Origin of the sequence: Naasia sp., from assembly GCF_025465545.1 — a bacterium.
In the GTDB taxonomy this organism is placed as follows: Bacteria; Actinomycetota; Actinomycetes; order Actinomycetales; family Microbacteriaceae; genus Naasia.
Window position 1 is genome coordinate 124,477 of sequence record NZ_JAODMK010000003.1, and the last position, 23,308, is coordinate 147,784.

The 23,308-nt window shown below is 70.5% G+C and carries 25 protein-coding genes and 2 tRNA genes; 12 read left to right on the top strand and 15 right to left on the bottom strand.

Translation table 11 applies throughout. The features are described from left to right. Nucleotides 1-23: 23 nt before the first annotated feature. The 8 genes from JWR33_RS01235 to galU form a co-directional block, all read right to left on the bottom strand. Nucleotides 24-281 (bottom strand): zinc-ribbon domain-containing protein, encoded by a 258-nt coding sequence (locus JWR33_RS01235; protein ID WP_297408675.1) that lies wholly within the window; start codon nt 279-281, stop codon nt 24-26. Nucleotides 282-499: 218 nt separating this feature from the next. After that, on the bottom strand, nt 500-685 hold the full coding sequence (locus JWR33_RS01240; protein WP_297408677.1) for a hypothetical protein: 186 nt from the start codon (nt 683-685) through the stop codon (nt 500-502). A 156-nt stretch (nt 686-841) separates the two neighbouring features. Further along, nucleotides 842-1,957 (bottom strand): hypothetical protein, encoded by a 1,116-nt coding sequence (locus JWR33_RS01245; protein WP_297408679.1) that lies wholly within the window; start codon nt 1,955-1,957, stop codon nt 842-844. A 329-nt stretch (nt 1,958-2,286) separates the two neighbouring features. Further along, nucleotides 2,287-3,483: a hypothetical protein gene (locus tag JWR33_RS01250; RefSeq protein ID WP_297408681.1), complete on the bottom strand. Its 1,197-nt coding sequence runs from the start codon at nt 3,481-3,483 to the stop codon at nt 2,287-2,289. A 351-nt stretch (nt 3,484-3,834) separates the two neighbouring features. Beyond that, nucleotides 3,835-3,907: transfer RNA gene (locus JWR33_RS01255), tRNA-Ala, on the bottom strand. 172 nt (nt 3,908-4,079) lie between these two features. Then, nucleotides 4,080-5,033 (bottom strand): hypothetical protein, encoded by a 954-nt coding sequence (locus tag JWR33_RS01260; RefSeq protein WP_297408684.1) that lies wholly within the window; start codon nt 5,031-5,033, stop codon nt 4,080-4,082. A 74-nt stretch (nt 5,034-5,107) separates the two neighbouring features. Next, nucleotides 5,108-5,755 carry a GNAT family protein gene (locus tag JWR33_RS01265; RefSeq protein WP_297408686.1) on the bottom strand — a complete coding sequence of 216 codons (648 nt, stop codon included), beginning with the start codon at nt 5,753-5,755 and terminating at the stop codon, nt 5,108-5,110. A 7-nt stretch (nt 5,756-5,762) separates the two neighbouring features. Further along, complete coding sequence (galU, locus tag JWR33_RS01270) at nt 5,763-6,659, bottom strand: UTP--glucose-1-phosphate uridylyltransferase GalU (RefSeq protein WP_297408688.1); 897 nt, start codon at nt 6,657-6,659, stop codon at nt 5,763-5,765. A gap of 39 nt (nt 6,660-6,698) precedes the next feature. Here galU and JWR33_RS01275 point away from each other — a divergent pair, with 39 nt between their 5' ends. The 3 genes from JWR33_RS01275 to mscL are packed head-to-tail and all read left to right on the top strand — an operon-like array spanning nt 6,699 to nt 8,294. After that, nucleotides 6,699-7,295, top strand: coding sequence for a 5-formyltetrahydrofolate cyclo-ligase (locus JWR33_RS01275; protein WP_297408690.1), 597 nt, complete (start codon nt 6,699-6,701; stop codon nt 7,293-7,295). 19 nt (nt 7,296-7,314) lie between these two features. After that, nucleotides 7,315-7,785, top strand: a complete 471-nt coding sequence (locus JWR33_RS01280) for an FmdB family zinc ribbon protein (RefSeq protein WP_297408692.1) — start codon at nt 7,315-7,317, stop codon at nt 7,783-7,785. Next, nucleotides 7,782-8,294, top strand: coding sequence for a large conductance mechanosensitive channel protein MscL (gene mscL, locus JWR33_RS01285; RefSeq protein ID WP_297408694.1), 513 nt, complete (start codon nt 7,782-7,784; stop codon nt 8,292-8,294). Before JWR33_RS01280 ends, mscL begins: the two co-directional genes overlap by 4 nt. A gap of 61 nt (nt 8,295-8,355) precedes the next feature. Here the strand turns inward: mscL and JWR33_RS01290 are convergent, their stop codons facing one another. Together JWR33_RS01290 and JWR33_RS01295 are read right to left on the bottom strand one after the other, a co-directional pair. Further along, nucleotides 8,356-8,577, bottom strand: coding sequence for a hypothetical protein (locus JWR33_RS01290; protein WP_297408696.1), 222 nt, complete (start codon nt 8,575-8,577; stop codon nt 8,356-8,358). Between the two features lie 9 nt (nt 8,578-8,586). Beyond that, the gene (locus JWR33_RS01295; protein WP_297408697.1) at nt 8,587-12,345 is read right to left on the bottom strand and encodes a DUF4011 domain-containing protein; all 3,759 of its coding nucleotides are present in this window, start codon (nt 12,343-12,345) and stop codon (nt 8,587-8,589) included. A gap of 184 nt (nt 12,346-12,529) precedes the next feature. On the opposite strand from JWR33_RS01295, the gene JWR33_RS01300 reads away from it, so the two are divergent. The 3 genes from JWR33_RS01300 to JWR33_RS01310 all read left to right on the top strand — a co-directional run bounded on the left by JWR33_RS01300 (nt 12,530) and on the right by JWR33_RS01310 (nt 14,166). Continuing rightward, a tRNA-Arg gene (locus JWR33_RS01300) sits at nt 12,530-12,601 on the top strand. A gap of 483 nt (nt 12,602-13,084) precedes the next feature. Beyond that, on the top strand, nt 13,085-13,519 hold the full coding sequence (locus JWR33_RS01305) for a VOC family protein (RefSeq protein WP_297408699.1): 435 nt from the start codon (nt 13,085-13,087) through the stop codon (nt 13,517-13,519). Nucleotides 13,520-13,524: 5 nt separating this feature from the next. Next, a complete protein-coding gene (locus tag JWR33_RS01310; protein ID WP_297408701.1) occupies nt 13,525-14,166 on the top strand; it encodes a helix-turn-helix domain-containing protein in 642 nt (213 codons plus the stop codon). 124 nt (nt 14,167-14,290) lie between these two features. On the opposite strand, the gene JWR33_RS01315 is transcribed toward JWR33_RS01310, so the two are convergent. After that, nucleotides 14,291-14,491, bottom strand: coding sequence for a hypothetical protein (locus JWR33_RS01315; RefSeq protein ID WP_297408703.1), 201 nt, complete (start codon nt 14,489-14,491; stop codon nt 14,291-14,293). Between the two features lie 197 nt (nt 14,492-14,688). Here JWR33_RS01315 and JWR33_RS01320 point away from each other — a divergent pair, with 197 nt between their 5' ends. The 4 genes from JWR33_RS01320 to JWR33_RS01335 all read left to right on the top strand — a co-directional run bounded on the left by JWR33_RS01320 (nt 14,689) and on the right by JWR33_RS01335 (nt 18,201). Beyond that, nucleotides 14,689-16,284 (top strand): long-chain-fatty-acid--CoA ligase, encoded by a 1,596-nt coding sequence (locus JWR33_RS01320; RefSeq protein WP_297408704.1) that lies wholly within the window; start codon nt 14,689-14,691, stop codon nt 16,282-16,284. Nucleotides 16,285-16,485: 201 nt separating this feature from the next. Further along, nucleotides 16,486-16,824, top strand: a complete 339-nt coding sequence (locus JWR33_RS01325; protein WP_297408706.1) for a hypothetical protein — start codon at nt 16,486-16,488, stop codon at nt 16,822-16,824. A gap of 53 nt (nt 16,825-16,877) precedes the next feature. After that, a complete protein-coding gene (locus JWR33_RS01330) occupies nt 16,878-17,099 on the top strand; it encodes a hypothetical protein (RefSeq protein WP_297408708.1) in 222 nt (73 codons plus the stop codon). A 151-nt stretch (nt 17,100-17,250) separates the two neighbouring features. Next, nucleotides 17,251-18,201 carry a hypothetical protein gene (locus JWR33_RS01335; RefSeq protein WP_297408710.1) on the top strand — a complete coding sequence of 317 codons (951 nt, stop codon included), beginning with the start codon at nt 17,251-17,253 and terminating at the stop codon, nt 18,199-18,201. On the opposite strand, the gene JWR33_RS01340 is transcribed toward JWR33_RS01335, so the two are convergent. From JWR33_RS01340 to JWR33_RS01355, 4 genes are all read right to left on the bottom strand, one after another. Then, nucleotides 18,183-18,893, bottom strand: coding sequence for a CHAP domain-containing protein (locus JWR33_RS01340; RefSeq protein ID WP_297408712.1), 711 nt, complete (start codon nt 18,891-18,893; stop codon nt 18,183-18,185). The two genes, JWR33_RS01335 and JWR33_RS01340, sit on opposite strands and share 19 nt — an antisense overlap. A gap of 317 nt (nt 18,894-19,210) precedes the next feature. Further along, nucleotides 19,211-19,708, bottom strand: coding sequence for an HNH endonuclease (locus JWR33_RS01345; RefSeq protein WP_297408714.1), 498 nt, complete (start codon nt 19,706-19,708; stop codon nt 19,211-19,213). 295 nt (nt 19,709-20,003) lie between these two features. Further along, on the bottom strand, nt 20,004-20,858 hold the full coding sequence (locus JWR33_RS01350) for a C40 family peptidase (protein WP_297408716.1): 855 nt from the start codon (nt 20,856-20,858) through the stop codon (nt 20,004-20,006). Between the two features lie 299 nt (nt 20,859-21,157). Next, a complete protein-coding gene (locus JWR33_RS01355) occupies nt 21,158-21,850 on the bottom strand; it encodes a metal-dependent transcriptional regulator (protein WP_297408718.1) in 693 nt (230 codons plus the stop codon). A 97-nt stretch (nt 21,851-21,947) separates the two neighbouring features. Here JWR33_RS01355 and serC point away from each other — a divergent pair, with 97 nt between their 5' ends. Together serC and JWR33_RS01365 are read left to right on the top strand one after the other, a co-directional pair. After that, on the top strand, nt 21,948-23,063 hold the full coding sequence (gene serC, locus JWR33_RS01360; RefSeq protein WP_297408720.1) for a phosphoserine transaminase: 1,116 nt from the start codon (nt 21,948-21,950) through the stop codon (nt 23,061-23,063). Then, complete coding sequence (locus JWR33_RS01365) at nt 23,060-23,308, top strand: DUF2530 domain-containing protein (RefSeq protein WP_297408721.1); 249 nt, start codon at nt 23,060-23,062, stop codon at nt 23,306-23,308. Before serC ends, JWR33_RS01365 begins: the two co-directional genes overlap by 4 nt.

The window sequence follows — 23,308 nt, forward strand, 5'->3', positions numbered from 1 at the left end:
GGCGCGTGGATGGGTGCCGCGGCTCAGGCGGTCGTGCGCCGCTGGGCGGCATAGGCGGCCCCGTTCCGCGCCTGCTCCTCGGTGAGAGCGGTCGTCGCCGCACAGTTGGAGCACTCCACGAAGTGGCGCGTCGAGAGGCGGAACAGGGGAAGAAAGAAGATCGTGAAGCGATTGACCCGGCGATACACCTCCTGCGGGGCGGCCACCCCGCAGTAGTGGCAGACGAAGGAGACGATCGCCAGGGTCTCCACCGTGGCCCGGGTTCCGAAGAGGAGGATCATCCTTCGACGCTAGACGGCTCCACTTCTCGGGTCACGGGGGTTGCGGCGGGCGCCTCGTCCCGGGCAACCGCAGCGGTCGCGGGCTGGTGACCTCCTCAACGGTGGAGCCGGCGAAGCCGTGCTCTGCGGCGATCCGGCCTGCGAGTGCCGAACGGGCCCCGCCCGGCACGGAGAGAAGGGGCGCCACCGGAAGGTGACGCCCCTGCGAATCCGCCGGATCAGCGGCCGAACATGCCGCCGAGCTTGCCGAGCAGGTCCTGCGGGTTCACGCCGAACTTCTGCAGCAGGTCGCCGTGGTTGTCCGAATCCACCTTGTCGGGGAGCTCGGATTCCGCCTTGGACGCCTCGTCGTGCTTGCCGAGGCTCTTCAGGTGCTCGATGATCGTGCTCTTGTCGATCTCCATCGTGTTCTCCCGTCTCTCGTCCTCCTCCCACCGAAGCACCGCACCGGGGCGAGCGTCAGGGGTTGAACTCTCAGGCGGGATCGGCCGGCCGCGGCGGAACGCGCCCGTGGAGGGGCGCCGACTGACGGCCGGGGGGCGCCCGCTGAACGCGTTCGGTCAGTTCAACGAGCGCAACCGAGCGGTGGGGCTGCTGAGCAGCAGCGCGGCGCCCAGGAGGAGCAGCACCATCGCGATGCCGAGCGGGAGCCCTGCGTCGAATCCCGTCGACGCCAGCGTCGGGCCCGTCGCGAAGGCCACCGACTGGACAGCACCGGACGACTGACCGACGGCGACCAGCGTGTGCACGCCGACTTCGATCTCGCTGAGGAGGTCGGAGGACAGGCCCACGGTGAGGGTGCCGTCGGTCACGGCGAAAGTCCCGACGAACACGGGTGCGGAGAAGGCGTAGACGTCCACGAAGGAGTCCGGCGACTGCCACGCGATCGCGGCGCTGTAGTCCTCCGCCGGGTCGAGCCCGCCTGCGGGAAGACCAGCGGACTCGCTTGTTCCTCGCGTCGCCCCCGCCAGGGTGAGGAACTCGTCCAGCTCTGCGGAGTCCGCAACGGGCGCACCGATCGGATCCCGTTGCGGGTCTACCGTCCGCACCGCCGAGAAGTAGGACTCCGAGGTCGGGGTGTAGCCCTCGAGGAACGCCGTGACCGTCAGAGCCAGGAAATAGCCTGCGACACTCCTGGGGACCACGAGGGTCGGGTCGTTGACATCTTCGAGGGTGTCGCCGCTCTGCCCTGTCGAGAAGCCCCACTGGTACTCCACGCGGGTGCCCGCCGGGAATCCGCTCACTTCCCCCTGCACGGTGTGGCCGACGATCTGGTCGCCGGTGACCTGCACCTCGCCGCCGGGAAGGTCCGGCAGCGGAGCCAGGTCCACGTTCGCGAGCTCGAACTCGGCCGGATCCTGGGGCGTGATCGAGACCGGAACGGTCGCAGTCGCTGTGGGCGCATAGGCGTCTTGGGAGACGAACTCGAGGGTGTAGTCGCCGTCCGGCACGTCCTCGAAGCTGTACCCGCCCCCGTCGCCCGGGTCGCCGGTCGTCTCGGTCTCGAGCCCCAGTTCCACGATCTGCACACGGATCGTGGCGAAGTAGCTGACCTGCTCTTCACCGTCTCGGATCCCGACGCGGCCGGAGACCGAGTGAACAGCGGGAACGGCAGCGACGGTGACACCGGCCTCCGCGTGGGCGGGCACAGCGTCGGCGAGAGAGGTGCCGGTCATGAGCACAGCACCCAGCCCCAGGGCGAGGACTCGCCTGAGTCCCCTGAGACATTTCGAGTGCGCCCACATGTGCACGTTCCCCAATCACGCTGCCTGGATCTCGACGGGTGGAGAAGCCGATGACGGGAATGTGATCCTCTGAGGAGCCGTGCGCAGCCCCGTCGCCTGCCCTGGCCGAAAGCTATCCGCAGCGTCAGGGGCCCCGGGGCGACACGCAGCGAACCGGACCGCCCCAATGCGGGGTCTTGAGCGGAATCCTCGTCGGCCGTGATCCTCCAGCATGCGGAACGGCGCCGCCCGAAGGCGACGCCGTCCCTGATTCCGCGCCGTCAGCGGGAGATGCCGACCTGCGCCGTGCGGCGGCGCAGGAGCAGCAGTGCCGCCCCCAGCAGGAGCAGCACCGCGGCGATTCCGAGCGGCAGGACCGGGTCGAAGCCGGTGGAGGCCAGCATCGGCGTCAGCGTCAGCGCGACACTCTGCACGCCACCGGAGGTCTGGCCGACGGCGACCAGCGTGTGCGAGCCACCCTCGAGGGCGGCGAGCACCGAGGCGCTCAGATCGATCTGGACCACTCCGCCGATCACCGGGAAGGTGCCGAGGAACGTCGGGGTGGAGTAGAGGTAGACGTCCACGTAGGAGTCGGCCGCCTCGGCCCAGGGCACGCTGGCCGTGTAGTCCTTCTCGGGGTTCAGGCCGCCGGAGGGCAGGCCGACCGTGTCGGCCGCCGTCGGGGTGGACCCCTTCGAGGAGAGGAAGGTCACGAGGTCGCCGGAGTTCGCGGCGGGCGCGTCTGCCGCGGGCTTCTTGACCTGCGTGACCCACTTGTCCATGAACGTCGAGACGGTGGTGTCGCTGTACCCGTCCAGGGTGCCGGTCACGAAGAAGGAGAGCTGGTAGCCGTTGAGGTCGTCGGTCAGGGCGAGCGTCGACGATGTGGCGCCGTCGATGGCGCCGCCGGACTGGCCGGCGGAGTAGCCCCACTGGTAGGTCAGCGTCGTGCCGGCGGGCCAGCCGGTGCTGCTGCCCGTGAGGGTGTTGCCGACGAGAGGAACGCCGGCGACCGTGACGGACGCGCCGTCGATGCTCGGCAGGGGCGGGACCGGCGCGAGGAAGACGACCTCATCCACGTACGCGTTGTCGCCCTGGACCGTGACGTCGACCGTCGCGATATCTGTGGAGACACTGTCGTCGACGGCATACAGCTCGAGCGTGTAGTCGCCGTCGGCGAGGCCCGCGAGCTCGAACTCGCCGAAGTCCTGGCCGTCGCCGCTCGTGGTCGTGCTCGGAACCGGGTCGCCGACGAGGTCGGAGGACGACTGGACGCCGACATAGATCTCCGAGTCGTAGGAGACGTCGTCATAGTCCGTGCCGATCCCCACATAGCCGAACACCGAGTGGGTCGCCGGGTCGAGGACCAGGTCCTCTGCCTGGGCGGGGGAGGCGATCGCCGCGCCCGCCGCCAGTGCCACTCCGAGACCGAGACCGAGGGCCCGCGTGAGCCGGTACTTCTTTTCGTGCGTGGACACGTGTGTGTTCCCCATTCAATTCGAGTGGATTCGATAGAGCAGATCGGGATCGCCGCGATCGGGGCGGAGAATCCGCGGAACGACACGGTTCGAGGCCCCAGTGCGTCCCCTCGCCGAACGCTATCGGCGGGTCAGTCAACGGGGGCGCGACACGCACGCCGTCGCATCGCCCCTTTCGGGGGCCAGGATGGATTCCTCGGTCACGAGGAGCTGCCGAGTGGCGACCGTGGGCCTGAGGGGATTCCATCCCCGCGCAGGCGTGCGCGCCGGGCCACCCTGCGACCGGCTTCTGCATCCCTGAGGGCCGCAACGAGAAAGAGCGCCGCCCGAAGGCGACGCTCTTTCTCGTTGTGGACCTGAGGGGAATCGAACCCCTGACCTCTTCATTGCGAACGAAGCGCGCTACCAACTGCGCCACAGGCCCAAGTGCCCGTCAACAGTACCAGTTTCAGGGTGCCTCTCGATCCGCGGGGTGCGGTACGAGGGGCTCCGCGCGGTGCTGAGCGTCGAACGCGGCGTGTCTCCGCAGCACGCGTGACGTCACCCACCGCGCGACCCGGGTGGGCACCGCGCGACGTGCCCTACTGGGCGGGCGATCAGACCGCGCGGCGGCGGCGGAGCACGTCGTTGAGGTCCGTGATGCCCGGCGACGTGTCCTCCAGGACACCCATCGCCGCATAGCCGGAGGCGGCGGGACGCTCCCGGGGGATGCGATCGGCGAGGCGCGTTACTCCGGAGTCGTCCTCCACCGCCCGCAGCGCCTCCTCCGCCTTCACCGCGGCGGCCCGGAGCGCCTCCTCGGCACGGGCGGCAGCGGCACGGATGGACTCCTGCGCCGGCGTGGGGCCGACCGCGGCCTGCGCCTGCTCCCGCCGGGACAGATACAGCGGCTTGGGCAGCGGAGTCGGAGTCCAGGTGGGGCGCTCCGGCTCGCTGCGCTCCCAGTCGACGAAGCTCTGCACCGGCTGCGCCACGGACACGGTCTTGTCCACGGCAGAGCTGGCACGCCGTGCTGCGACGACCGTGGCGATGCGCTGAAGCACCGCGAGGGAGCCGAGCGCCGCGACGCTGGAGCCCGCCACGACGATCCACGCGCCTGCGGTGAGCACCTGCGCCACGCCGAGAACCACGCCCACGCCGGACACCGCGAGAACCAGCGAGGCGAGCAGTCGGGAGCGGCGAAGCTGCGACGTGGCGAGCGCGGACACGGCGGCGGCCTTCTGCTTCGGCTCGCGGGGCGCCCGCGCGCTCCGCGAGAGGGCTCGCGACGCGGCCGCCTCTTGAGCTCGGGCGACGGCCTCCGCCTGCCGGGCGGCCTGCTGCAGGGCACGGTGCTGCTCGGCGACACTGCGTGCGTTCGTCTCGGCGCGCACCTCGGCGGGAACCTCGGCCGTCTCAGCCAGGATCCGCAGAGTCTGCTGCAGCCGCACCGCGTTGCGCTCGGTCGCCAGGTACTGGCGACGGCGCATCCACGTGGGCATCAGATACACGAGCCACAGCACCGCCGCGAGGGCGATGACGATCCCGCCACCTGCACTCTCTCCACCCATGCGCTCACGGTAGGGCTGGACGACCCGCGAACGGGGGATTGGACAGGGCGTGTCCCCGGCGATTCAGCGTGTCATCAGGCCGGGAAGGGACGCTCGGCCGCGTCCCGATCGCCGTCCGGGATGAGGGCGGCGTCCGTCGGCACCTTGCCGTCGAGCCAGCGGCGCAGCACACCGGTCGGGATCTCCTCCGCGACGAGCGCGAAGCAGAAGTGGTCGCGCCAGTCCCCGTTGATGTGGATGAAGCGGCGCCGCAGTCCCTCGTAGCGGAAGCCGAGCTTGGCGACCACCCTCAGCGACTTGTCGTTCTCCGGACGGATGCAGATCTCCATCCGATGCAGGCCCAGCTGCTGGAAGCAGTAGTCGGTCGCGAGCGCGACCGCAGTGGGCGTCGCGCCGACGCCCGCGAAGCGCTCGCCGACCCAGTACCCGGTCGACGCCGACGAGGTGGAGCCGTAGGCGATTCCGGACACGTTGAGCTGCCCGGCGAGCTCGCCGTCGACCTCGATGATGAACGGCAGCCCCTGGCCGGTGCGGGCATTCGACTGCAGGGCACGGATGCTCGCGCGGGTGTCGAAGCTCATCGGCCCGCGCGGATTGGTGGCCTCCCACTGGCGCAGCCAGCCGCGGTTGTCGAGCAGTTCCCGCTCGAGCGGGCGCGCGTCGCGAAGGCGGATCGGGCGAATGGTGATCCGCCCCTCCCGCAGGGTCGGGATGATGGCCACGTCGGGGCTAATCCTGGAGCGTTCCGACGAACTGCTTCAGCCAGGGCCGGAGCTCGGGGCCGAGGTCCTCTCGCTCGCTCGCGAGCTGCACGATCGCCTTGATGTAGTCGATCTTGTCGCCGGTGTCGTAGCGCCGGCCACGGAAGACCACGCCGTAGACGCCACCCGTCCAGTCGGGCGCCACCGCCATCCGCTGCAGCGCGTCGGTCAGCTGGATCTCGCCGCCCTTGCCGGGCTCCGTCTTCTCGAGCACGTCGAACACCTCAGGGCGCAGCACGTAGCGGCCGATGATGGCGAAGTTCGAGGGCGCGGATTCGGCCGACGGCTTCTCCACTAGCCCGGTGATGCGCACGACGTCCTCGTCGTCGGTCGCCTCGACCGCCGCGGCGCCATAGAGGTGGATCTGCGACGGGTCGACCTCGAGCAGCGCGACCACGCTCGCGTTGCGCTTCTCCTGCTCCAGGATCATCCGCTGCAGGAGCGGGTCCCGGGCGTCGATGAGGTCGTCGCCGAGGAGCACCGCGAACGGCTCGCGCCCGACGTGCATGCGCGCCTGGAGGACCGCGTGACCGAGGCCCTTCGGGTCGCCCTGGCGGAAGTAGTGGATGTTGGCCATGCCGGTGGACTCGTTGACGCTGCGCAGCTTCGCGAGGTCGCCCTTGGCCTCGAGGGTCGCCTCGAGTTCGGCCACCCGGTCGAAGTGGTTCTCGAGCGCGTACTTGTTGCGTCCGGTGACCATCAGCAGGTCGGTGAGGCCGGCAGCGACGGCCTCCTCCACGACGTACTGGATCGCCGGCTTGTCGACGACGGGCAGCATCTCCTTCGGCATGGCCTTGGTGGCCGGAAGGAACCGGGTGCCGAGGCCGGCCGCAGGAATGACCGCCTTGGTGATGTGGGGAGCCATATCGCAAGGCTATCGGGCGCTGCGGCCTATGATCGGTGCATGCCGGCCGACCTGGGGCACCAAAAGAGGGCACTTCGGGCCGAATTGCGGGAGCGCCGGCGCAACCTGACCTCGTCGGAGCGCACCGCCGCCGTCGACGGTCTCACTCGGAACCTGATCGCGCTCACGGAGTCGCTCGGGGCACGATCCGTCTCCTGCTACCTCTCGGCCACGGATGAGCCCAACACCCGGCCTTTCCTGCGCTGGGCCGACGAGCATTCCGTGCGCGTTCTGCTGCCGATCTCGAGGCGGGATGGCCTGCTCGACTGGACGGTCGCGACCGGCGACGACGAGGAGGTCGGCGTGTCCGGCATGCCGGAGCCGGTGGGCGAGCTGCTGGCGCCGACCGCCATCAACGATGTGGACCTGATCCTCGTGCCCGCCGCCTGCGTCGACCAGAGCGGCATGCGGCTCGGCTGGGGCCGCGGCTACTTCGACAAGACGCTGGGGTCGATGGAGCGGTGCCCTCCGGTGTACGCGGTAGTGTTCGACAGCGAGGTGGTCGACGAGGTGCCGCGAGAGCGCCACGATCAGCCCGTTAACGGGGCGGTGACGCCGGCGCGGACTCTGCGATTCGCCTCCTCAACCCGGTCCTGACCGCTCGGAGAGCATCGCCATGCCCACCTATTCGTACAAGTGCACGAACTGCGGACACGCGTTCGACATCGTCCAGTCCTTCAGCGACTCGACCCTCACCGAGTGCGGAGTGTGCGGGCATTCCACGCTGCGCAAGATCTTCAGCCCGGTCGGCGTGACCTTCAACGGCTCGGGCTTCTACCGCACCGATTCCCGCGGCAAGGCCGCGTCCGGCGCGTCGGGATCCTCCGATTCCGGCTCGTCCGGCTCGTCCGACTCGTCGTCATCCGGCTCCAGCGGCTCGTCCGACTCGGGCGGATCGTCGGGTGCGAAGTCGGGCGGCTCTGCCGAGTCCGGCGGCAAGTCAGGCGGCTCCTCCGACTCCGGCGGCAAGTCCGGCGGCACCGGCGGCAAGTCGGGCGGTACCGGCGGCTCCGGCGGCAAGTCGGGCGGCAGCTCCCCCGCGTCGGCCGGCGGGGGCTCCTCCGCGGGATCCACGTCCGCCTCGTGACCGACTTCGGCACGGGCGGCGCCCTCAAGGGGTTCAAGGAGTTCGTCCTCCGCGGCAACGTCATCGACCTCGCGATCGCCGTCGTCATCGGTGCCGCGTTCACCGCGATCGTGAACGCGATCGTGACCGGGATCTTCAATCCGGCGATCGGTGCGCTGTTCAACGCCGCGACCCTCAACGACGCCCTGGACCTGCGCATCCCCACCACGGGCGGTGGAGTGTCGGTCATCAAGTTCGGTGTGGCCGTCGCCGCGCTCCTGCAGTTCGTGATCGTGGCCGCGGTCGTCTACTTCGCGCTCGTGCTGCCGATCAACCACCTCAAGAAGGTCGCGTTCGCGCGCCAGCAGGAGGAGGCTGCGGCGACGCCCGCACACCTCCCGCCGACCGAGGCGGAGCTGCTCGGCGAGATCCGTGACCTGCTCGCCGCCCAGGCCGACGCCGGCACTCTCCCGACGACCACGGGCAAGCACGCGGTGATCACTGCGCCGGCGGGGAAGCCCGCGTCCTGAGCGTCACGGCGCTGGGCCGGTCACTTGCGCCTCCGGAGAGCTGCCTGAGCAGGCGGCCGGCTCAGTAGTGGGGCGGCTTGTCCTGGATCAGCCGCGACTCGCTGTCGTCCTGCCGGTCGCCCCAGGTCGTCGCGGCGTCCTCGCTGGACAGCTGAACGGGGCCGGCCGCTTGCGGCGTCGGGTCCGATCCCGGGGCGGGAGCGGTGCTCACGCGGCGATGCCTGCGGCGCGCTCCGGCGCCGCGCTCGGCGCGCCCCGAGTCGGAGCGGAAGGGGTCGGCCACGCCGGAACCCTATCCCGCGATGATGGGAATGGCCTCGGTCTGCGGCGCCAGGTGCCGGGCGCCCAGCGCGACGGCGACGCGGATCGCCACCGCACCCGGGTCCGCGAAGAGCTCGAAGCTGTGCACGCGGAGGTAGTGCCAGCCCAGACGCTTGAGCACCTCGGGCCGCAGCCGCAGCGCCTCACGCAGGGTGAGCCCGGTCACGGTCGCGTCGGTCTCGATGGCGATCGCGCGCCCCTCGTACGACGCGACGAGGCCCAGCTTCCCGCGGTAGCCGAGGGCCGTCTTCAGGCCGAGGGCCTCCAGGCGACGCGACAGGTCGACGAGCATCGCGTCGCTGTCGTCGGGCAGCGGCACCTCGCTGGTACGGGCCTCCGCCTCGGCGAGCACCTCGCCGAGCGCGACGACGCCGTGCGACATGCGATCGGAGGCGATGTCCTCGGGCCGGAAGCAGGAGATCACCACGAGTGAGCGGCGCGCCCGCGTGACCGCCGAGGCGAGCAGGCGATCCCCGCCGGGCCGGCCGAGCGGACCGAAGTTGGAGAGCATCCGGCCGTGCGGGGTTCGGCCGTAGCCGATGGAGAGGATGACGCGGTCGCGGCTGTGGGCGAGCGCCTGCTCGAGCGTGACGACCATGAAGGGCTCCGCCTGCTCGCGGAGGAAGAAGTCGGTGACCTCGACCCGCTTGGCGACCGCCCGCAGCACGGCAGCCTGCACCCGCACGGCGTGCTTGTGGCTTGCCGTGATGACGAGGAGGGACTCCTTGGGCCGGGTGATGGCGTGTTCGAGCACCAGCTCGACGACGCGGGCGACTTCGGCGTCGACGCTCTCCACGCTGCCGCTGTCCGCGTCGGGCATCCCGTGGCCGTCCTCGACGTAGTCGAGCACCAGGCTGGGACTGCCGAGGAAGGTGCCCGCCCACGGGGTCGAGTCGATCTTGCCGCCGTAGAAGCGCCGGTTCACCAGCTCGGCGAGGTCCTGTCCGCCGGCGCGGTAGCTGCGGGTGAGCTCGAGGGTGGGCAGCAGCTCGCCCAGCTTGGAGAGGGCGGAGTCGCCGTGCCGCTCGTCGAGCTCGGCCTGGGTGTGCTCGGGCGCGTAGTCCTCGCTCGTCAGGTCCTGCACCGAGATGCGGAACTCGGACGGGGTCTGCGTGACGGGGTCGCCGAAGAGGACGGTCTGGCCGGCCCGGCGGATCGAGCCGAGGCTCTCCGCGACGCTCACGGCCCCGGCGTCGAGCAGGAAGACGGCGTCGAAGGGGATTCCGTCGGAGATCGCCCAGACGTCGTAGGGCGAAGCGAGCCACACGGGTGCCACGAGGCGGGACAGGTGCGGGGCGTCGCGGTGCAGGGCGGCCGCGTCCGTCCTGTCGCCGCGGAGCAGCTGCTTGAGCGCCTCGGCCTCCTGCGGCCAGTCGGCGACGCCGATCTTCCACGCCTCGGCCAGGTTCCACGCCAGCTGCGGCGCGTTGCCGGCGGCGTGGGCCTCGTCGACGAGTCGGAAGTCCGCCTCGAGCCGGTCGAGCACGCGGGTGTTCGCGCCGAGCAGGGCCTTGTCGCTGGCGAGCATGCGCTCGAGCACCGACGTCCACCAGGTGAGCTCGAGCTCGATCGCGACGCGGTCCTCGGGGACGTGCCGGCGGGCGAGGTCGTCGAGCAGCGGATCGAGGTCAAGGGAGCGGAGGCTCGTGACGAGCGCGGTGCGCTCCTGCAGGTTCTGCAGCACCTCGGAGTCCGCGGCGAGGCCCGCCAGGGTCCGCTGCAGCTCCGCGATCGGCAGGTTGCTCAGCGCGCCAGGTGACGCCGTGAGGCCGAGCGGCTCGTCGAGGGTCGCGAGGTCGGCGGAGATGCGCTGGTACGCGACCTGCACGTCGCCGATTCCGACGGGCACGTCGGGGGTGATGCCGGAGGTGACGAAGCGCTGGTACATCACGCGCTGCTGCTGGATCCGGATGAGCGCGTCGTGCAGGTCGGCCACGTGCACGCCGGGTCGCACGTACTCCTTGGCGAGCTTGCGCAGGCGCCGCCGATTGCCGCCGCTCATCGCCTCGGCCTCACGACGCGGGCCGGTCGCCGCGATGAGCTCGCCGAGGGAGCGGTCGAACACCACCGGCAGGAACCGGTCGAGCGTCTCCCGGATGTCGAGCAGGAGGCGGAGGTAGATGCCCAGCTCGGCGATGCTCTCGAAGGGCCGGAGGCGGGTCTTGCCGACCAGCTCGTTCGCGCGCTGGAGCAGGCGCGGCACCTCGGTGCTCGACAGGCGCCGGGCCAGGGCGTGCGCGTTGACCGCCGCGGACGACGTGGCGAAGGACGCCCCGTACCAGGGCGAGTCGCCGGGACCGTAGCGGAACTCCCCCAGCGCCGCGGCCCGCACCAGCGTCTGCGCCGCCGAGGCCCGATCATTGGCGAGCGCCTCGATGGCGCGGTCGGTGAGCCGGGACGTGGTCTGCGGCGGGTCGGGCAGCAGCGACAGCCGGGCGAGCTCGCCGAGCGCGTCGAGGGCGGAGACGCCGAGCACGGGGTCCCGGCGGGCCAGCGCCTCCCGGTAGTCGAGCAGCACCGAGCGGAGCCGCACGAGCGCATCGTCGACGTCGGCGGTGTTCTTCTGCGCCGCCTTCTCGTTGCGGCTGATCGCCTGGATCACGTCTCGCCGGGCGCTCCGGGGTGAGATCGCGATGCCGGGCAGGCCGGTCTCCACGAGCCGCGCGGCGACCGCGGCGAGCGTGGCGTGACGCGGGCTGACGACGAGCACCCGCTTGTGCTGGGCGACGAGGGCGCCGAGCGCGTTGACGATGGTCTGGGTTCCGCCGGTGCCGGGCAGGGTCTTGACCACGACCGAGTTGCCGGCGGCGATCTGCGAGACGACGAACTCCTGCTCGGGGTCGGCGTCGAGGAGGAGGGTGTCGCTGGAGGGCGGCCGCTCGTCCTGCGAGACCGGCTCTGCCGGCGTGTAGCGCTCCCCGATGGTCCAGCGGGCGTTGGGGTTGCCGGCCAGAGCGTCGATCACCGGGTGGTCGAGCTTCTCGATGTCGGTGAGCATCCGCGGCGCCACATCGGCGAAGGAGCTGGCGACGAGCCGCGGGTGCACGGAGAACCAGGCGAGGTGCGAGGTGAGCCCGCGGAGGCGGTCGATCGCGGCCTGCGGCTTGAAGGTGTTGCCGGTGCCGGCGAGCGCGACGAACGCGTCGGGGTCGAGGGTCACCTGGTACTGCTCGTGCAGTGCCCGTGCGAGTGCCGGGTTGAGGAAGGGCGCGCCCTTGAGCCGCAGCTCGAAGTCGCGGCCGTAGCGGCGCAGCGCGAGCGGGCGCAGCAGCAGCGGCGCCCGGTACTCCTTCTTCTCGAACTTCCACTCGGCGATGCCGATGGCGAGATGAATGGAGTCGATTCCGCGGGTGGAGCTGAGCTCGACACCCTTGGCCGTCATGTTGGAGGCCGCGATGCTGGCGCTGCGGAAGGCGAGATCATCGCGGATCAGGCTGGACAGCAGCGTGGTCTTGCCGGTGATGAACTGCGCGAGCCCGCCCGGATGGGTGGTGCCGAGTTCGATGCGCGTGCGGGGCGAGTCGACGAAGTGCAGCAGCGGCGACGGGCCGCCGAGCTCCGCGAGCTCGTCGCGCCACTTCTGCCACTGCGGCTCCGCGACGTTGACGGGCGTGACGCGAGGATCCCCCACGCTGATCGCGTCGGGACTGATCGCCGCCGAGGTCGCAACCTGCACCGCGGATTCGGAGTAGAGCTCCTCGTCCTCATGCCTTCTGCCCAGCCGCGCCACGCTCGCAACTGTAGGTGGCACGCCCTCGGAAACGCCGGACATTCGGCGAGTTTCACCAACCCCGGATTGGGGGTGTGTCGCCTTCTGGTTCGCGAGGGACGTCTCCTATCAAACGAGCACTCCGGCCAGCCACTCCCCCGCAGCGATCCGGCTCTTCGACCCCCACGTTACGATGGGCTCGCCAGCCTCTGTAGCTCAATGGAAGAGCAGTTCCGTCCTAAGGAAACGGTTGGGGGTTCGAGTCCCTCCAGGGGCACATAGTCGGGATGGCCGCCCTTGGGCGGGCGGCCCGGCTATCTGCATGTGGAGGATCCAGCAGCCTCTCGCGGGGTGGGCCCCTGGCGCACGCTTGCGCCAGGGATCGAGTCCCTCCAGGGGCACATCGCTTGATCGGCCGCCTCCTGGCGGGTGATCAAGCGATCTGTCGTTGGAGGATCGAGAAGCCTCTCGCGGGGTGGGCCCCTGGCGCATGCTTGCGCCAGGGTTCGAGTCCCTCCAGGGGCACATAGTCGGGATGGCCGCCCTTGGGCGGGCGGCCCGGCTATCTGCAGGTGGAGGATCCAGCAGCCGCTCGCGGTCATCCTCGCGACGCTCCCCGATCGCCGGCGTGCTCCTCGGAGAGCCGCCTGCCATCGATGCCGCTTCCCCTCGATGCATCGAGACCGATGGCATTGACGCTTCACTTGTTTTTTGCAAGTGTTGACGCTGTCCACATGAGGACCCCACGAAGGAGACCACGATGACCGCGATGTTCGTCAACCTGCCGGTGACCGACCTGGAGCGCGCGAAGGCGTTCTACACGGCCATCGGGTTCGCCATCAATCCGCTCTTCACCGATCACAACGCCGCCTGCGTCGTCGTCGAGGAGGACCACAGCTACTTCATGCTCCTGGTGCGCGACTTCTTCCAGACCTTCACCGACCTGCCCATCGGCGACCCGGCGGTGAACCCGTCGGTGTCGACGGCGATCTTCCTCGACAGCCGCGAGGCGGTCGACAAGGCTGTCGCCGACGGCATCGCCGCGGGCGGTGGCGAGCCGCGCCCCGCCTCGGACTACGGCTTCATGTACCAGCGCCAGGTCACCGACCCCGACGGAAATCTCCTCGAGTTCGGCTGGATGGACCCGGCCGCGGCCGCTCAGGGCCCCGAGGCCTTCGCGAGTCAGCAGGCCTGAGGGCCATGGCCGCGCGCGACTACGGGCAGTACGGCGGGGTTCCGCGGGCACTCGAGCTCATCGGCGAACGGTGGGCGCTGCTCATCGTGCGGGACCTGCTGGTCGGGCCGCGCCGATACGGCGAGCTGGCCGCGGGGCTGCCCCGGATCCCGAGCAACATCCTGGCGGCGCGGCTCAAGGAGCTGCAGGCGGCAGGTGTCCTCCGGCGGGTGCCGCACTCGCGCGTCATCGTCTACGAGCTGACGTCCTACGGCCGGGAGCTCGAGCCCGTCGTGCTCGCGCTCGGCGCCTGGGGCTTCAAGGCGATGGAGGATCCGCGGGAGGAGCAGATCATCACCCCCGACTCGATGACGATGGACCTCCGCACCGCCTTCCGGCCGGAGGTGGCGGCGATCCTGCCGGCCACCGCCTACGCGGCGCGGCTGGGGGCCGTCCAGCTGCTCATCCGCGTCGACGGATCAAGCCTGGATGTGACGCGCGGAGACGGACCCGTGGACCTCGCCTTTGCCGCGGGTTCGGCCATCCACCGGCTCATCTCCGGCGGACTCGCACCGGATCGGGCGATCGCGACCGGCGCGGTCGAGGTGCTGCACGGGCCGGGCAGACTCCTCGACCGCTTTGCGAGCACCTTCCACGTTGCGGCCTGAGTCCGGCGCGGAGCCCTTACGTCGCGAGCAGGCTATCGGGCCCGCCAGCTGGCAGGACCGCCGCGCCCCTCGCGGCGCGATCGGGCCGTTCCCTCCTGCCACAAGCGCGCGCGCATGTCGAGCCTCAGCCTCGAGAGCGCCCCAGCCCGGAGCCGGTGTCGAGGTCGTCGCCCGCGACCAGGTCGGGGCCCTCGCTCTCGGTGATGTCGACCCCTTCGAATGCCGGGTCGAGCCCGAGCTCCTTGTCGTGCTCCTTGCGCAGCTTCTCCTGCGCGCCGTCGTTGTCGGCGAGGTTCCGCTCGTCGCGGGTGGTGTCGTCGGTCATGGCTCGTCCTTTCGGCTGGACCGCCAGCGTACGCCGCGGGTTCGGGGGGATTCGAAGCGGCCGATGCCCTCCACGGCGCCGTCGGGAAGGAATAGATTTACGGCGGCACCCCGACCTTCGCGGAGGAAGGACGGGCGGCGCACCCGAGCAGGCGCGCACGCCCGGCGGGCCGCCGAGATCCACTCGCAGGAGAACCGATGGCCGTGAACGAGCTCCACTCCAACCTGATCCACCGCGTGAACGTGGGCGACAGCCTCACCCGCAGCGCCGCCCGGTCCTCCTCCTCGCTCGCCCTCGTGCAAGGTGATCGACGGCTGACCTACGCGGAGCTCAACGAACAGGTCAACCGGGTCGCCAACTCCCTCACCGAGCGTGGGATCAGCGGCGGCGACGCCATCGCGCTGGCCTCCGGCAACAGCATCGAGTTCCTCGTGACCTACTACGCCTGCGCGAAGATCGGCGCGGTCTGCGTGCCCATCAACCTGGGCTGGCGTGAGGAGGAGGTCACCTACGTGCTGGCCGACGCGGACGCGCGGCTGCTCGTCGTCGCCGCCCCGCTGGCCGAGCGGATGGCCCCGAGCGTCGCGGCCAGCGACGGCATCGTGGCCGTCGTGCTGATCGGCGAATCGGACGCCGACTTCGGCCCCCGGCACGTCCACCCGTTCACCGATCTCACCGGCCACGCGGACGCCCGGGAGCCCGAGCACCTCATCGACGACCGCGCCCCGCTCACCTACCTGTACACGAGTGGCACCACCTCGTTCCCCAAGGGCGTGGTGGGCAACCACACCGCCATCTACCTCGAGTCGATGACGATGGCGCTCGAGGGACAGTTCCGGGCCGACGACAGGTTCGCGGCAATGCTGCCGATGTTCCACACCGCGCAGCTCAACTGCCACTGCACGACCGCGATCATGGTCGGCGCGACCATGCACATCCTCCCCGGCTTCGACGCGGAGACGCTGCTCACGCTCATCGAGACGGAGAGCATCACCCAGATCTTCGGACTGCCGATGATGTACCGGGCGATGCTCGAGCACGAGTCGATCGGCCGGCGGAAGCTGTCCAGCCTGCGCCGAGCGCTGTACGCGATGGCGCCGATGCCGCAGGACATGCTCGAGAAGTGCATCGAGGTGTTCGACTGCGGCTTCTACCTGCTGTTCGGACAGACCGAGATGAGCCCGACCGCGACCATCTTCCGCCCCGAGAACCAGCTCTCTCATCCCGGCGCGGCCGGCACGGCGGTCGTCAACGTGCAGGTCGCGATCATGGCCGAGGACGGCACGCTGCTGCCACAGGGCGACACGGGAGAGATCGTCTACCGTGGGCCGCACACCATGACCGAGTACCTCGGCAACCCGGACGCCACCGAGGAGGCCTTCCGGCACGGCTGGTTCCACTCCGGCGACATCGGGCACCTCGGCGAGGACGGGATCCTCTGGTTCACCGACCGGCGCAAGGACGTGATCAAGACCGGCGGTGAGAACGTCGCCTCCATCGAGGTGGAGAAGGCACTGTATGCGGCCGAGCCGGGGGCTGCCGAGGTCGTGGTGGTCGGCCTGCCGCACGAGGACTGGTCCGAGGCGATCACCGCGTTCGTCGTGCCGAAGCCGGGTCACCAGCTCGATCCCGAGGCGATCCGCACCGCGATGCGGGAACGGATCGACGCGTACAAGATCCCCAAGTCGATCGTGTTCCTGGAGTCCCTGCCGAAGACGTCGACCGGCAAGATCCAGAAGAACGTGATCCGGGACCGCCACGCCGATCACTACGGCGCCGCCGCCGCGCGCTGAGCGGCCAGGCCCAAACGCCGAGTGCGCCTCGAGACGCCGAGCGCACCCTGGGGACGCATAGCGCTCGGCGACTCGAGGCGCACTCGGCGCTCGCGACGCGCTTGCCGCTTCGTTGCGCACCGGTCGGCGAAGTGCAACCCCTTCGGCGCAGCCAGGGGCGCGCCTAGCGTGGGAAGCGAACCCGATCGAGAAGGAGCCGACGTGACCGAGTCACTCAAGCACGACGAACTTCCCCTCCCCGAGTACGACCACATCCCGCTCGGCATGCTCGGGGGCCGCATCGCGCCGCTCGACGCCGAGGGAGTGGGCCAGCTGCTCGACTACGAGCGGGAGCACGGCAACCGGCTGCCCATCGTGCAGATCCTCGAGCACCGCATCGAGGCGCTGCAGAACGGGGCGGAGTCGAGCGGAACGATCACCGACGCCTTCCCCGAGATGTCCCAGGGCCAGGCGGGCTCTCAGGTGACTCCAGCCACGTCCGGGCCGGTCATCAACCCGCCCTCGCACGGCGACCCGACCAACCCCGCACAGCCTCGCTGACGGTACCCGACTCGTGGCGGCGTCGCCCCACACTGATGCGATAGGCAGGACTCATGCGCTTCGGCGGCTACCTCAAGATGGCCCAGCAGGCCTTGAAGACCGAGCAGGGCCGTGCCGCGGGCCGGAAGGCCGCGGACGGGCTCGCAGCGGCAGGCAACCGGATCACCGGCAACAAGCACGCCGACCTGGTCGAGAAGGCGCGCCTGGCCGCCCACAAGCGGCTCGGCGGACCCGACCCGAGCACCGGCACGAACCCGAGCACCGGCAGGCGCTGACCCGGCGGGCGGCCGCCGGACAGTTCTGAGGGCCGGCGGCCCGTTCTGGGGCAAGAAGTCCTGAGCGGTCCCGCGTACTACTGGTATCTGACACATTCAGTCGGCTGGATTCCGCGCGGGGGCGCGGCGGCCACAATCGGACGGGGAACCGATGTCCGCCACGACGCACTCCGGAGCGCGCACGCGCGTTCCCTCGATGCGCCGTCCCTCCCCTGCACTGCTCCTGCTCGGCGCCGGACTCGTGCTGTGGGGCTATCTCGGCCTCGTCACCCTCTGGTCACCGAGCACTGTCGGGATCGCGGTGTGGGCAGTCCTCGGCGCCTTCCTCGTTCCCACCGCCCTGGTGCTCGCGCTCGCCCGGCGAGCCTCGTCGCCCGTCCTTCCGCGAGCCGTGCTGCTGCGGGCGATGCTTCTGGGCGGCGTGCTGGCGGCGGCTCTCGGCGGGCCGGTCCTCGACGCGCTTCAGACAGCCGTTCCCTCTCCGTTCCTGGGGTTCCTGCTGGCCTCCGCCTCGCAGCAGGCGATCCTCGCGGTCCTCATGGTCGCGATCGCCTGGCGGCTTCCCCGCACAGGACGGGTCGGCCGCTATGTCGGCGCGGCGGTGGGCGCCGGATATGCCGGCTTCGCCGCCCTGGGGGCGATCCTCGAGGCGCATACGGCCTTCGGCTCCCGCCCGCTTCCTGCGGCGGTCGGCAACCCGATGCTCATCGAGGCGGGAGTGACACTGCAGTCCGCGGTCCTCGCGCCCGTCGGCTATCCGGTGTGGACGGCGCTGCTCGGGTCGGCGCTGCTCGCGGCCCTGAACCGGGCGAGCGGCGCGCGTCCGCCGCTGAAGGTCGCGGCGGCGCTCGCCTTCGTCGTCCTCACCGACACGGTCGTGCACGCGGGGTTCGTGGTCACCGGCGGAGTGCTCGGCACCTCGAGCACCGCTCTGATCGTGCAGACCTTCGCCGCGCTGGCCTTGTCCCTGCCCGCCGCCCTCGTGCTGCGCTCGCTGGGACGACGCGAGTCAGGACGGATCGCCGTCCTCGCGATCACGGAACCTGCCACCCTGGAGCCGGCTGTCGCTCGGCTGGTCGCGGCTCAGGCCGGCGGCGCGTAGAGGAACAGGGCCACCTGATACGCCGGGATCGTGCGCACGCCGTACTGGTGCGTCATCCCGTGGTTGTACTCCTCGATCACGACGTTCCCGTCGGAGAGCACGTCCTTCACGTAGGCGACATGGTTGCCGTTGAACCAGGCCACCGAGCCCACCTTCGGCTCGCTGCCCGTCGCCCAGCCGTGCGACTGCCAGGCATGCGCCCACTGGGATGCGTCGCCGCCGCCGGGGGTGAGTCTCGACCACGTCCACGTGAAGGGCGCCGACGTGGAGCCGGCGTCGCGGTTGAGGCGCCACGCGACGAAGTCGACGCACTCGCGGTAGTAGTAGCCGAGGGGCGATAGTCCGCCGCCCTCCACGTCGGCAGCGTCGTACGGCCAGGGGTAGTCGTCTCCGAGCTCCCGGGCGCCGGACGCGTCGTAGTCCGCGGCGCGCTGGGCGCGGCCGGGGTCAGCGATGCGGCGCGCCATCTCCGCGTCCGAGGTGGCCGAGATGCCGCCCCGGTCGATGGATGCCGAAGCCGCCGAGGCGGAGACGACGAAGGCGGGCCCGGCCTGGAGCGATGACCCCGCGGACGGGTCGTCGGAGAAGGTCGAGGCGTAGGCGGGGAGGGCGGCGGTCGCGAAGAGACAGGGGACGACGAGAACGGCGACCGCCGCGCTCAGACCGCGCCGCTTCATCCCGGTGGGCGCCACCACGACCAGCCGACCGCGCTCATGCCGGGGACGAGCAGACGGCGCAGGCTCGGCGAGAACGCCGCGCCGGTGCCCGCGCGCGACCTTGGCCGGGGCAGCGTCCGGGGCGGGGCGCAGGTCCCTCCGGCGAGGCAGGGCGGCGGAGCCGCTCCCGATATCGAGGGGCCGAGGACCCGCGGACACGCCTGACTCGACCAAACCCACCCCACCCGGAAGACGTCTCATGTGTGCCATCCGGAGCCGGACGACCTTCCGAGAGTACGTGACGAGCACCCCACTGTCACGGAAGGGTAACGGCGAGTGTCGCTAATCGAAGATCACGCAGCAGGGGCGAGGTACTCCGACCAGTCCGGTTGGGGCCGCTCGACACCCCGGACCAGCCACGCCGTGCCGTGCGGCATGCGGGGAATGATCCGCAGCTGCCAGCCCATCTCGGTCGGCGTCCTGTCACCCTTGATGTTGTTGCAGCGGAGGCAGCACGCGACGAGGTTCTCCCACGAGTCGGCACCCCCACGCGACCGCGGCAGCACGTGATCGACGGTGCTCGCCGAGTGGCCGCAGTAGGCGCAGCGCTGGCCATCGCGCCGCAGGACACCCCGTCGCGAGACCGGGATGCGGCGTCCGCCCGGGATCCGCACGTAGCGGGTCAGCACGATGACACTCGGCCGCTCCCACGATCCGGACGAGCAGACGACCGGATGACCCCGATCGGAGGCCACCACGGTGGCCTTTCCGCCCATCACGAGTACGAGTGCTCGCTTGAAGGAGATGACGGCGAGCGGCTCGAAGCCCGCGTTCAAGACCAGAGTGCGCATCCGGATCCTCTCGAGACGGCCTGCACGGCTTGCAGGCACCCGAATCGCCGTGGAGGGGCGCAGGATGCAGAAAAGGGCACCGTCTAGTGACGGCGCCCTTTCTCTTCGACCACGAACAGGCCGCGGTCGAGTATCCGGCAGGCGTGCCAGCGGCTCGCAAGCGCGCAGACACCCACGGTTTGGGCGCTGGAACTCGGATTCACTGGCTGCCGTCCTCTCGGTGACGTGAGGTCAGGGTAATACACGCGGCGGACGGGACGACGCAGCGGATCGGCCGCAGCGCACCTCGTTGCCCTCAGATGCCGAGGCGGACGAAGAAGACGTTGCTGTCCCAGATGGGCTGCACCCGCACCGAGGCGCCCTCGTACGGCGCGTGCAGGATGTTGCCGTTGCCGGCGTAGATGCCGTCGTGGCTCAGGTCCCCGAAGATCACCAGGTCGCCGGGCTGGGCATCTGCCTGCGAGATGACCGTTCCCAGCTGGGACTGGCTCGTCACGGAGTGGGGCAGCGAGATGCCGAACTGGGCATAGACGAACATCACGAGCCCCGAGCAGTCGAAGCCGGACGGGTCGGCGCCGCCGTAGACGTACGGCACTCCCAGGTACTGCTGGCCGACCTGGTAGACCTGGTCGAGGCTGAAGTTCGGATAGGGCGGGTTCGACGTGTAGTCGGAGGCCGTGGGACCGCTGTACGAGGAGTACGACGCCTCGAGCTGCGCGCGGAGAGCCTTCGCCTCCGCGGCGGCCTGGGCGGCAGCTTCCTTCGCAACCTTCGCGGCCTTGGCGGCGGCCAGCTCCTCCAGCGTCGTGGCGGTGAAGACGTCGCGTGATGCGTCCGCCGCCACGACACCCGCGGGGACCTGGACGGTCTGTGCGCCGGAGAGCTTGAGGGCGCTCACATCACTCGAGGCGAATTCGGGCTGCGCGTTGGCGATCGGATCGAAGGCGTACGACGGGATCGCGATGGTGGCGAAGAGCCCCATCGCGAGCGTCATCACGACGATGTTGAGGGCGCCGCGGCCTCGCGCCGAGCGCGGGGGACGCGACGGCGCCGCCGCACGCACTCCTGCTCCGGAGGTCCGGGCGGGGCGGCGGGACGGGGTCTCGGCTGCACGCGTCGAGCGGCGGGTGGCGTGCAGGGGGGTCGACACGGACCCCCTCGGCATCACTGCGTTGGAGGAATCGGGTGTCGGGTCGGACGACTCCCGGGGGGAGCCGTCGCGGTCACTCGATCGGGCCAATGGAACCTCCTGCGCCCCGTATCCGCTGGCGCGGATACCCGTCCTCACGTTGCTAGGCGTCTCAGGGAATATCGCGTGACGGTGGCTTGGAAGCGTCGCGATTCCCGGCCCAAAGGCCGGCCTTCTGGCCTCCGGGCAGCCATCAGGCTACGGCAGGAGGGGCCGTATGTCACTTTCCGACGCGCGGAAGGCAACGAATGGATAACTCTTCAGACCGCCACGAAGATGTGCACGGCCACTTCGACCGGCAATTCGATGCCGCCCTCGACGCCGTCGCCCTGAACCGCGACATAGCCTCCCGCCGCCCGCAGCTGCACGCTCGCGCCCGGCATCACACCGGCCTGCTTGAGCTGCAGCAGGAGCTCCGGGTCGAACTGCACGGGCTCACTGAGGCGGCGCACGGTCGCGCGAACGGGCCCCGAGCTGGCCCGCGCGCAGTCGACGATGTTGATCACACCGGCAAGGAAGGCGACCGCCGGGGACTTGTCGACGTCCTCGATGCGCGGGATCGGGTTGCCGTAGGGCGACTCGGTGGGATTGCCGAGGATGTGGATGAGCTTCTGCTCCACCTGCTCGCTCATCACGTGCTCCCAGCGGCACGCCTCCTCATGCACGAACTCCCACTCCAGCCCGATCACGTCGCTGAGCAGCCGTTCCGCCAGGCGGTGCTTGCGCATCACGTGCATCGCCTTGAGCCGACCGCCGGAGGTGAGCTCGAGGTGCCGGTCCCCGGAGACGACGACGAGGCCATCCCGCTCCATGCGGGCCACGGTCTGCGACACGGTGGGGCCGGAGTGACCGAGGCGCTCGGAGATGCGCGCCCGCAGCGGGACGATGTCCTCCTCCTCGAGATCGAGGATCGTGCGCAGGTACATCTCCGTGGTGTCCACGAGATCGGTCACGAAGGCCTCCTGTACGCACGCGCTCAGCAGGGAGTTTACCGGGCGGGCGCACCGGGCCGGCGCCGTGCCCGGCGCGGCCCGAATAGGCTGATGGACCATGGCCGCCGTTCCCATCCCCGCTGAATTGCTCCCCCGAGACGGCCGCTTCGGCTGCGGCCCGTCGAAGGTCCGCCCTGAGCAGCTGGTCTCCCTGGCCACCGAGGGTGCGGCGCTGTTCGGCACCTCGCACCGGCAGAAGCCGGTGAAGCGACTCGTGGGCCGAGTTCGTGAGGGCCTCGCGGACCTGTTCGCGCTGCCGGACGGCTACGAGCTCATCCTCGGCAATGGCGGCTCCACCGCGTTCTGGGACGCCGCGGCGTTCTCGCTGATCGAGCGGCGCAGCCAGAACCTCACCTTCGGCGAGTTCGGCGCGAAGTTCGCCAAGGCCGCGTCGGCTCCGTTCCTGGAGGCGCCGATCGTGCGCACCGCCCCCGCGGGAAGCGTCACCGCTGCCGAGGTCACCGAGGGCGTCGACGTCTACGCCTGGCCGCACAACGAGACCTCGACGGGGGTCATGGCACCGGTCCGCAGGGTGCGGGGCGATGCGGGAGCGCTCACCGTCATCGACGCGACCAGCGCCGCCGGCGGCATCGCGGTCGACGCACGTGAATTCGACGTCTACTACTTCGCCCCCCAGAAGAACTTCGCAAGCGACGGCGGCCTCTGGCTCGCCGCCTTCTCCCCCGCCGCGCTCGAGCGGGTGGCGCGCATCGCGGCGGGCGACCGCTGGATCCCCGAATTCCTCAGCCTGCAGACGGCCGTCGACAACTCCCGGCTCGACCAGACCCTGAACACTCCGGCGATCGGCACACTGCTGCTGCTCGCCGAACAGGTCGACTGGATGCTCGGCAGCGGTGGCCTCGCCTGGGCGGACGCACGTACCCGTGAGTCGTCGTCGGTGCTCTACGACTGGGCCGCTCGCACCCCTGCCGCGACGCCATTCGTCAGCGATCCGGATGCGCGGAGCCAGGTGGTCGTCACGATCGACTTCGACGACACGGTCGACGCGGCGGCCGTGGCCGCGGCGCTGCGAGAGAACGGGATCGTCGACACGGAGCCGTACCGCAAGCTGGGCCGCAACCAGCTGCGAGTGGCGACGTTCGTCGCGATCGAGCCCGAGGATGTGCGCGCCCTCACCCGGTGCCTCGACTACGTGCTCGAGCGCCTCGGATGAGGTTCTACCTGCGAGACAGCGAGCGCCGGCCCGACCCGGATCCGGTGCGGACGGACGACCGCAAGGCGGTGCTCGCCGGGCTCATCGTGTGGGTCGCAGGCCTGCTCATCGCTCTGCTGGTGGCCGCGGTGCAGGGCGGCGGCGTCGAGACGGGCGTCGTGTGGCTCTGCACCGCCGGGATCGCCCTGGGCCTCGGGTTCCTCGTCTACACCGAGCGGCGCCGTCGCCGCAGCGGCCGCGGCTGA